Origin of the sequence: Saccharopolyspora sp. 7B, from assembly GCF_020177435.1 — a bacterium.
Classification (GTDB): Bacteria; Actinomycetota; Actinomycetes; order Mycobacteriales; family Pseudonocardiaceae; genus Saccharopolyspora_C; species Saccharopolyspora_C gregorii.
Map to the genome: position 1 here is coordinate 1 of NZ_JAIUKC010000243.1, position 7,378 is coordinate 7,378.

Sequence of the window (7,378 nt, forward strand, 5' to 3'; positions counted from 1 at the left end):
GGCGTCGCTGGTGCGGGCAGGGGCGGTGCGGGCGTCCGGCTGGGGTGCCGGTTCGCCCTGCGTGCTCCGGTTTCCGGTGTTCGGCCTGCTCGATGTGGTGTCCGGACGCGCGGTGTTGTCGAGCCTGGCGGCGGTGTCGGGTCGGGCGTTCGGATCCGGACGGCCGTGGCGGCCGGGGGCGTCCGCGCGGGAGGCGGTGTCCGGCCTGGCGGTGCTGTCGGACCTGGTGGCGCTGTCGGGTCGGGTGGCGCTGTCGGGTCGGGTGGCGCTGTCGGGTCGGGTGGCGCCGGGGCGAGCGCCGGTGTCCGGGCGGGTCGCGTCCGGCTGGGCGGCCGGTGCGTCGGGCCTGGACGCCGCGGGCGCGGCCTGCCGTGCCGCCGGAGCTGCGGGATGGGCCACGAACGGGGAGGCCGGTGTGCTGTCGCCGTCGCGGGCCGGGCCGGAATCCGGGGCGGCGCGGTGCTCGGGCGCCTGGTTCTCGGGAGTGGCCGGGTTTTCCGGTGTGGCGCGGGTTTCCGGCGTGGCCTGGTTCTCCGGTGTGGTGCGGCTTTCCGGAGTCGCCTGGTCGTCCGGTGTGGCACGGGTTTCGGGAGTCGCGCGAGTTTCGGGGACGGCTCGGTCCTCGGGGGCCGCCCGGTTCTCCGGCGCGGCGCGGGTCTCGGACTCCGGACGGGACTGCGCTTCGGCATCGGGCCGGGAGGTCCCGCGCGATTCGAGCTCGGGGCGTGCCTGGTCCTCGGGACGGGACTGCGCCTCGGTGCGCGATTCGGGCTCGGGGCGTGCCTGCTCCTCGGGGCGCGCCGCGGATTCGGCGCGGGAATCGGACGGTCGCTGCAGGGCCGACTCCGCGCGGTTCGGCTCGGACCTGCCGTCCTGCTGCGGATCGGTGGTGCGGGATACCTGCTCGTCCGGGCGCGCCGGGAGAGCGTCCTGCGCGACGGCCTGCGCCTCCCGCGAGGTGGTGTCCGGCCGGGCCGCGGCCGGGTCGAGGTCCGCGCCGGTGCTGCGGCCGTCGTCCACGGTGTTCCGGGCGGGTTCCGCGGTCTGCGCGAAGCTCGGTGAGTTCTCGCCGCCGGAGCTCGCGGCTTGCTCGCCGCGGGCCGGGGCGTCGCCGAGCCCGGTGGATTCGGTGCGCGGCGTGCCGCCGGACGCCCGGGTGGTCGACTGCTGCGCGGTGGCGGTGGGTGCACCGTCCGCTGCGCCGCGCGCCCCGCTGGTGGCGGCACCGCCGCGGGCGGCGCCGTCGGCGCGCCCGGCCCCGGAGTCGGCGCCCGTCGAGTGGCTCCCGTTGGCGGCGGGCTGGACCTGCGTGGTGGTGCCGACCGCCGGACCGCTCGCCTCGGTGGAGCGCGCCGCCCCGCCCTGCTCGGTGCCGACCGGGGCCTCGCCGGAACGAGAGCCGCCGGTGGTCGCGTCGCCGCCGAGCCCCCGGGACTCGGTCCCGAAGTCGCCGGGCTGCGCGAAGAGCGCGCCGAGCTCCGTGCCGCCGGTGCTGACGGTGCGGGACGAGCCGTCCTGGACGATCGCCGAGCCGCCGCCGGTCTCCGCGCCCGCCGCGTCCTGGTGCAGGACCGTTTCGTAGGACGGCGGCTCCGCCAGGACCGTCGCGTAGGACGGCGGGGCGACGTCCGTCGTCGCGGAGCGTTCCGCGCCGCCGATGCCCGCCGCGCCGCCCTTGCGGTCGCCGGTGGACGTGCCCGCGTCGGAGCTCGCGTCCGAGCCGCGTCCGGAGGACCCGCCGGACACCGGGCCGTCGGACGTCGTCGTGCCGGAGTTCCCGCCGATGCCGGAGTTCCCGCCGATGCCGGAGTTCCCACCGGCGCTGGAATTCGTGGTCGCACCGGAGTTCACCGCGGAGTTCGCCGCCGCGCCCGGGTTCGCCCCGGCGTGCGCCGCCGCACCCGACCTCGCACCGGAATCCGCGTCCGCACCGGTCTTCGCGCCCGTGTCGGAGCGCGCGTCCGCACCGGTCTTCGCATCCGCACCGGAGTACGGGTCCGCGCCCGTCTTGGCCCCCGCACCGGAGTCCGCGGTCGCGCCGGTCTTCTCGCCCGAGCCGGACTCGACGCCCGAGCCGGACTTCACGTCCGCACCCGACGACGGGCCGTTCGCGGCCGTCTCGACGCCGCCGGTCTTCCGGTCCCCGGTGCCCGTCCCGTCGTCGCCGGTCCGCTCCGCGCCGCCCTTGCCGTCCTGAGCGGACGGTCCGGTGTCCGCCGGACCGGGGATCTCCAGCGCCTCGGGACCGGGGATCTGCAGCGCCTCGGGACCGGGGATCTGCAGCGTGCCGGGCCCGTCGACGGTGCCTGGGGAGGTGGTGCCGCCGCCGGTGTTCTTGCCGCCGCCGAGGCCGCCGCGGGCGAACGCCCCGAACATGCCGTCGGAGGCGACACCGCCCTTGTCCCCGGTGGCCACGTAGACGAGCGGGTTGCTGCCCGCGACGGAGACGATCTGCGCCGCGCCGTCCGCGAAGCGCCCGAACGCCATCTGCCCGCGGGTGAGGGTCTTCTCGGGCAGCTGGTCGCTCGGGCCGCGGAGCTTGTTGGCCTGGGCGATGTTCTTGTTCATGCCCGCGATGACGTCGTCGACGCTCTTCGCGATGCCGCGCACCGCTCCGGCGGCGGCACCGGAGGCGGCGCCGCCGATCGCGCCGCCGATCATCATGCCCTTGATGGACTCGGTGTTGATGTTGTCGCGGTAACCGGCCGCCTTCTGGATGCCCTGGATGCTCGCGTCCAGACCGCCCATCACGCCGGCGCCGATCGCGGCACCCGCCGCGGGGTATTTGCCGAGCTGCCAGGCCTGGGAGCCCGCGGCCTTCGCCCCGGCCTGCCAGCCACCGGCCTTGATGGCCTGCGGGACGCGCGCGAGCTGCTTGACGATGTTCTGCGCGATCTGCTTGATGAGTTCGCGCAGCAGCGCGGTGATGCCCACCCGCGCGGCGGCGAGCACGGCGGGCACCATGAAGGCGCCGAACAGCGAGGCGATCAGGGAGATGACGGTGGCCAGCGTCATCGCGGTCATCGCCACGAAGAGGATCTTGTTCTTCTGGATGTCGGCGGCCGCGTCCTTGGCCTTGCTCGCCAGGTCGGAGGCGACGGCGACCTGCTGCTCCAGGTATTCGGGCAGCGTGTTCCCGAGGTAGTCGACGGTGGAATCGGCGGTCTCGCCGCCCAGTGCGGCCGAGACGTCGTTGCTGGCGGAGAGGAGCCGCTGCCGGGTCAGCTCGGCCCGTTCGGCGTACTTGCTCAGCGCGTCGTGCAGTTCCTGGAGCCCGCCTTCGTTGCCTTCCGGCCACTCCATTCCCAGGGTGATCTTGAAGAACTTCTGGAGCTGGTCCGGCAGTTCCGTGGTCTCGTAACGCCCGCTCAACGCTGTTGCACCAATCATGTGGATCGAGTGATGGCGCGCTCCACTTCCGAAAGGGCGAGACGAAAGGAATCGGGCACGACGAATGGAGCCGCGCAGATGGGTCGCGGCCTCGCCGGTCAATTCCCCGGACGCTGCGATTCGATGGAGGCGGCGGCAACGCTACCTAACCGGAGGCGCATCCGATCCGGTGGTCGACCAGCGCGGAGGGGTGCGGCGGAATTGTGGCTCCGGGGCGGGAATAGCCAGTTCAGGAGGATCCTGCGCGTGCTTTCCGGGACTTGCGGAACCCAGTAGTCTCATTGTAGGTGCACGAATCGAGGGCGTTCCGGGATCGTTGCCACGGCTCGCGCATTATTCCGTTCGTACGAACGCGGGTTCGTCCGTTCTGGCGGCCGAAACCATCTTCGGTGCACTGCGAACGGTCGAACCGGTTGCGCCGTCGAGGTCGCGCCCCGCGGGTGGTGCGCGGTGTCCTGCTGTCAATTGCCGGCACCGTTCACGTGCTGTTTCCGCGAATGCCGCCGCCCCGATCGGGGTGCTCGCGGCGGCGCATCGGCGCCCGGCGGTGTGCCACTGCGCCGGCCCCGTCGCCCGGTGGAGGTGTTCGGCTGATCGGACCAGCGCCGCGGCCGTGGGTGCGCGGTTCGCTGTGATCATGGGCACATGCGTCCGAATGGCGGTATGGGATCGACTTGAGAGCGGTGGTACCCGAATGGGCTAGCCGCAGGTACCGCCGAGTTCGGCGGCGCCTGCGGCTGGCTGGGCGGTGGTCGGGTTCGTGGTTCGTCCCGCGCGGGGAGCGTGCCGATCAGGATTCCGGCAGCTCGGTCTGCTTGCGGCGGGGCATGGCCAGGCGCCCCTTGGTGACGGCCAGCATGATCAGGCACAGCAGGGTCATCGAGATCAGCGCGTCGACCTCGCCCTCCGAACCGAAGGCGGCGACCTTGAGCCCGGAGGCGGTGTTGATGCCGGCGTGGGCGATCACCACCGCGAGCAGGCTGCCTCGCGAGAAGTTCCAGACGTTGCCCATGGCGACGCAGAGGGTGACCACGAGCATCACGTAGATCGGGATGGACATGCCGGCCTGCGAGGTGCCCTGGATCTCCCACAGCGGGGCGTGCCACACGGCCCAGATGATGCCGAGCATCACGTTGGAGGCGAACGGCGACACCACGGACTGGAGCCGGGGGAGGGCGTAGCCGCGCCAGCCGAGCTCTTCGTTGCCGCCGCCGACCAGCGCGATGAACAGGAACGTGGTGGGCGCGCTGAGCAGTGCGGCCTGCAGCGCGGCGTCGTCGATCTCCCCGCCGCTCAGCAGCAGGTGGAACATCCCCGACACCATGATGAACAGGCCGGGAACCAGCGCGAGCAGGTAGGGCAGGACGCCGCCGCGCCCCCGCGGGGAGTACCGCCGGAACATCGCGCCGACGCCCGCCTTGCCCTGCGTCGCCGCGGTGACGATCACGGAGGCGGTGGCCGGGCCGAAGCTGCCCACGATCACGAAGGGCATCGGGTTCATGCCGGGGAACAGCTTGCTCGCGTACCAGATGCCCCAGGAGATGCCGAATGCGAGGAGGAAGAAGGCGGCGAGGCCGCGGGCCGGGAGGGTCCTGGTGCGGGCCAGGTCGGCGGTGTCGTCGGTGAGCTGCTGCGTGGGCGCATCGGTGATCATGTGGAGAACCATACACTGTAGGAGTACTCTCATACAACGTATGTCTCAACTATGCTGGATCTATGTCCGACACACCCCCTGAACAGCACGTGGACAGCGTCTTCTACCGCCCGCCGCGCAAGCGCCGCACCGAATCACCGCTGAGCCGGGACCGCATCGTCATCGCGAGCGTCGCGCTGCTCGACCGGGACGGGGCGAGCGCGCTGACCATGCGCAAGGTCGCGGCGGAGCTGGACGTGCACGCGACGAGCCTCTACTGGTACGTGCAGCGCCGCGAAGACCTCATCGACCTGGCGCTGGACCACGTGCTGGCCGGGCCCGCGGGCGACCTCCCCGGCGACGACGTGCCCTGGGACGAGGTCGTGCTGCGCGTCGCGAAGCAGTACTACGACGCGTTCGCCGCGCACCCGTGGGCCGCCGGGTTCGCGGGGACGCGGCCGCTGATCGGGCCGAACGCGATGGCGCTGGCCGGGCGGATCATCGCCGCGCTCACCGAATCCGGTGGCACGGAGAAGGACCGGATGATCGCCGCCACCGCCATCTCCCAGCAGGTCCTCGGCGCGGCCACGACCGCCGTCGTCGCGCGCGGCTTGTCGAACGCCCCCGCGGAGGACTACGCCGCGGCCGTGGGCACGCCGCAGACGCTCGACATCTGGCTCCCGTCCTTCGACGACGTGCTGACCCTGCTGGTCGACGCCATCCGCACTCGCCTGAACACCACCGAGACCGCGGACTGATCGCCGGGTCTCGGCCGTTCCTCGTCAGCGGTGAAGCCACAGACCAACGACCACCTGAGCAACTCGCGCCGGCGCTGATCGCCCGTCTTTGAGCCTGCCCGGCGGATCTTGTCGGTTTCCTGTCAGCGGCGAAGCCGCTGAGCCGACGACCACCAGAGCAAGCCGACCACCCGCGGGTTCTCAGCGGCTTCCTCGCGAGGACAGCGATTTCACGTGTGGCGGAGCCACTCGAGAAATCGATCCCGCAGCGAGGAAGCCGCTGAGGTTCCGCCACCCCAGCCCTAAGCAGCAGGAGTGGACGGCCGCGAACGACGAATAGGTTGCAGGTTCCACCAGGTCAGGCAGCGCCACGCCCACTCCAACGGCCCGTAGCGGAAGTGCGCGAGCCACAGCCTGCTCCACACCGCCTGCACCGCGATGACCGCGACGGCGAACCCGAGCATCGTCCACCAGGAGCTGGAGTCCGCCAGCCCGATCAGCCGTCCGGCGCTCACCATCAGCAGCGTCGCGCTCACGTAGTTGGTCAGCGCCATCCGCCCCAGCGGTTCCAGCACCGCCGAGATCGGCCGCCCGGCCCGGGTCCGGAGCAGCAGCGCCAGCCCGCTGCTGTACGCGGTGGCCAGGCACAGCCCGGCGACCACGGTGGTCAGCGCGAACCCGAGGTCGCGCGGGCCGTAGAGCTGGGTGAGCAGTGCGGGCACCGACAGCCCGGCCGACACCGCGAACACCACCGCCAGCTGGTTCCGCCGCGCGTGCAGCGTCTGCGGGATCTCGTAGCGGGCGAGGGCGTAGCCGAGCACCAGCGCGCCGGGCACCGGGCTGATCGGGAGCACCAGCGCCACCAGCAGGGCCGCCCACCGCGGCGCGAAGCTCAGCGGCAGCAGCAGCGCGACCCCGAGCACGCCGTAGAACAGCAGGTACTCGCCGGGGTGCAGCAGCTGGTGCAGGCCGCCGAGCGGGAACAGCACGGCCAGCCGGCGCGCCAGCAGCAGCCGCGGCCGGGGGTGCTTGCGGGCGGCGCGCTGCAGGAAGATGCCGAAGCCGATCCCGAACAGCAGCGCGAAGATCACGTTGAACCGGTACTGCACGAACAGGTCCAGCGCGCGCCGCACCGGCGCTTCGACGCCGCCGACCTCGCTCGGCATGCCCAGCACGTGCGGGATGTTCACCAGCAGGATGCCGAACAGCGCGAAGCCGCGGAGCGCGTCGAGCGTCGTCACCCGTTGCCCGGAGGAGCCGCCGGGCGCCCGGGCCGGTACGGCGGGCACCTGGACGGCGATGGGCACTGTGTCCTGCGCGTCCGGTCGGGTGAGCCGCCGGGTGGCGGACCACGGGTCGGCGCCGGGGTGCGGGGCGCTGTCTCGCATCGGATCACTTCTTCGCGGCTCGGTTTCCAGGAACCGGGCGCGTCGTCCCGCCCGGCCCGAGCCAAGTTAGGGATCCGCGGCACCGCGGTGATCGTCTTCCGAGCCGACCCCGCCTACGACTTTCGGGTATGGCCGGGAGAACGGCCCGTTCGCCCGCTCCGGTCGGGCGGGTGGGCCGTTCACGTCTGGGGGGGGGGGGGGGGGGGGCCGCCGGGGGGGGGCCCCCCCCG

The 7,378-nt window shown here is 72.7% G+C and carries 4 protein-coding genes; 1 reads left to right on the forward strand and 3 read right to left on the reverse strand.

The window, feature by feature from the left end:
- Together LCD33_RS27920 and LCD33_RS27925 are read right to left on the reverse strand one after the other, a co-directional pair.
- A partial coding sequence (locus tag LCD33_RS27920) for a hypothetical protein (RefSeq protein ID WP_224978463.1) occupies positions 1 to 3,390 on the reverse strand: 3,390 nt, incomplete at its 3' end.
- A gap of 790 nt (positions 3,391 to 4,180) precedes the next feature.
- The gene (locus LCD33_RS27925) at positions 4,181 to 5,044 is read right to left on the reverse strand and encodes a CPBP family intramembrane glutamic endopeptidase (protein ID WP_224957908.1); all 864 of its coding nucleotides are present in this window, start codon (positions 5,042 to 5,044) and stop codon (positions 4,181 to 4,183) included.
- 62 nt (positions 5,045 to 5,106) lie between these two features.
- On the opposite strand from LCD33_RS27925, the gene LCD33_RS27930 reads away from it, so the two are divergent.
- Entirely contained in the window at positions 5,107 to 5,781 is a 675-nt protein-coding gene (locus LCD33_RS27930; RefSeq protein ID WP_224968846.1) for a TetR/AcrR family transcriptional regulator, read from the forward strand.
- Between the two features lie 281 nt (positions 5,782 to 6,062).
- Here the strand turns inward: LCD33_RS27930 and LCD33_RS27935 are convergent, their stop codons facing one another.
- Complete coding sequence (locus LCD33_RS27935) at positions 6,063 to 7,148, reverse strand: DUF418 domain-containing protein (protein WP_224968848.1); 1,086 nt, start codon at positions 7,146 to 7,148, stop codon at positions 6,063 to 6,065.
- Positions 7,149 to 7,378: the final 230 nt, after the last annotated feature.

What these genes read in the sequence shown, in the direction of transcription:
- LCD33_RS27925 (WP_224957908.1), bottom strand. Translation starts at nt 5,044, where the DNA reads ATGATCACCGATGCGCCCACGCAGCAGCTCACCGACGACACCGCCGAC.
- LCD33_RS27935 (WP_224968848.1), bottom strand. Translation starts at nt 7,148, where the DNA reads ATGCGAGACAGCGCCCCGCACCCCGGCGCCGACCCGTGGTCCGCCACC.
- LCD33_RS27930 (WP_224968846.1), top strand. Translation starts at nt 5,107, where the DNA reads ATGTCCGACACACCCCCTGAACAGCACGTGGACAGCGTCTTCTACCGC.